The 2,354-nt window shown below is 56.3% G+C and carries 2 protein-coding genes; both read left to right on the top strand.

The annotated features are described in order from the left end of the window. Nucleotides 1-298: 298 nt before the first annotated feature. Nucleotides 299-781, top strand: coding sequence for a hypothetical protein (locus ACWKV5_RS29570; protein WP_483844142.1), 483 nt, complete (start codon nucleotides 299-301; stop codon nucleotides 779-781). Nucleotides 782-927: 146 nt separating this feature from the next. Further along, nucleotides 928-2,199 (top strand): OmpP1/FadL family transporter, encoded by a 1,272-nt coding sequence (locus ACWKV5_RS29565; protein ID WP_483844141.1) that lies wholly within the window; start codon nucleotides 928-930, stop codon nucleotides 2,197-2,199. Nucleotides 2,200-2,354: the final 155 nt, after the last annotated feature.

Below are 2,354 nucleotides of genomic sequence, written 5' to 3'. Positions count from 1 at the left end.
ACGGTTACCGGGATAGCGAATTCTTTTTCATGAAGATCAAGAGCGTCTTTCCCGGTAATCCGTGAAGAACCTTTTTATTGCCCGATATTTCCCTTTTCCCTGCAACTCGCTAAGCACTAACCGATATAACGGTTATAACTCGAAGCTGGAAATATTTTAAAAACAGTCCTTTACAGCGTGAATATGACACTACACTTCAACTCAAGCGGCTTGATCCGCTTCCGGCGAGCCTGATTCGATCCACCGCTGCCAAGGCCCCCTTCAGGTATCGCCGCCCACTTCATGTTTCGAGGGCTTTATGGGTATCGCTGCCAGCGAACTGTGCCGTTATGTGATTCGTCCGACCTTGATTTACCTCGGACGCCATAGCGCAACTGCCGAATCCTTGCTGCTGGGTATCGCCGCCAGTCAGTCAGCCCTTGGTTCCGCCCTGCATGACCGCCGTGGACACGGCCTGTACCGAATTGCCGAACCCCGCCACCAGGCACTCTGGGATCATTACCTGGCACTGGACCCGGAACGCGCAAGTCTCGTTCGAGGCCTGGCCAGCCAACATGCCTTCCTCACCGGGCCGCACCTGGAATTGACCGTTAACCTGCGTTACGCCACCGCCATTGCCTGGCTGCTGGTCGAAGAACAGAACACCCCCCTCCCCGCCGCCGATGATTTGTTGGGCATGGCCCGAATCTGGCGTCAGACCTTTCAGCCTCAGGGACGCCTGCGCGACTTCACTTACGCCTGGCAAACCTGTGTTTCACCGCTGAATCAGGTCGCCTGCTGACCCACCGGTTTCACAAGATCGTGCATCTGGCCGCGAATTCGGTCGGATTGTCCTACAAAACCGCTCTAACTCAAGCCATACAGCCTATAGCGCTGGGACGAAAATGTTGGTAATTTTCGCCCCGGTGATCACCAGGAGTTCTAATAATGAAAAAAGTAATGCTCAAAACCACCCTTAGCCTCGCCGTTACCCTGGCATCCACCCAGCTCTTTGCAAGTGGCTTTGCCCTCAACGAACAAAGCATCAGCGGGATGGGTACAGGTTTTGCCGGGCGATCTTCTTCTGCCGACGACGCATCCACCATTGTTGGCAACCCTGCCGGCATGTCCCGCATCAAGCGCGAACAAGTCACCGGCGGTGTTGCATTCATCGACGCACACACTGACATCAGCAACGCCAGCTCCAGTCCGAATGGCGGTACCAACAAAGGTGACATGGTCCCTTTCATGGGCGTGCCGATGGGCTACTACGTCAAGCCAATCGACGACCACTGGGCATTCGGTATCGGTGTGTACGCACCGTTCGGCCTGGTAACCGACTACGAAAACGGCTTTGCCGGTCGTTACTTCGGCAGCAAGAGCGAAGTCAAGATCGTCACCCTGCAACCGACTGTCAGCTACGCCTTCAACGACAAGGTGTCCATCGGTTTCGGCCCGACCATCAACCGCATCGACGGCACCCTGGAATCGAACTTGTCGATCACCCAGGCCGCGCCAGATGGCAAGGTCAAGATCAAGGGTGACGACACCGCGCTGGGCTACAACATCGGCGTGCTGGTTCAAGCCACCGACAGCACTCGCGTCGGCCTGACCTACCACTCGAAAGTGAAGTACAAGCTCGACGGTGACACCAAGGTCAACTACAACGTGCTGGGCGCGATCGGCCAGAACCCAAACCAGAAATACGACGCTTCGCTGGACCTGACCACGCCTGAATCGGTGGACTTCTCGGTCACTCACCAGCTCGACGACAAGTGGACTCTTTACGCAGGCAGCACCTGGACTCGCTGGAGCCGCCTGAAAGAAATCACCGTCGAAAGCAAAGGTGTTCCGGCTGTTCTGAACGGTCAGTTCGGTACCATCACCGAAGAACAGAACTGGCACGACACCTGGGCTCACGCCATCGGCGCGTCCTACCAGCTGAACAAGGAATGGGTACTGCGTACCGGTCTGTCCGTTGACCAGGCGCCGACCAACAACACCGACCGTTCCCCACGCATCCCGACTGGCGATCGCAAGATTTTCAGCCTGGGCGCTGGCTGGAGCCCAACCGACGACCTGACCATCGACCTGGCGTACTCGTACCTGCGCGAGGAGTCGGTCAAGATCAACAACACCAACGACCGTGGCCAGACCTACAACGCCAAGTATGAAAACTGGGCGAACGGTTTCGGTGTCGGCGCGACCTACCGCTTCTGATGATTCAAGGCGAGGCTGAACTCCTCGCCTGCTGAATCAAAAAAAGCCCCGCTCTCTTGTACAGAGGCGGGGCTTTTTAATGGTTCTTCACGGAATCCCGGGAAACACAGAAACAAGAACGCCGATTTGATTGATGATGTTCGTGCGAGCAAACA

The organism is Pseudomonas oplopanacis (assembly GCF_057128725.1).
The sequence above is the reverse complement of the archived record's forward strand: the minus strand, read 5'-3'. Positions and strand labels throughout refer to the sequence as shown.

Excerpts from the sequence above, each read along its gene's own strand:
- ACWKV5_RS29565 (WP_483844141.1), top strand. The coding sequence starts at position 928 with ATGAAAAAAGTAATGCTCAAAACCACCCTTAGCCTCGCCGTTACCCTG.
- ACWKV5_RS29570 (WP_483844142.1), top strand. The coding sequence starts at position 299 with ATGGGTATCGCTGCCAGCGAACTGTGCCGTTATGTGATTCGTCCGACC.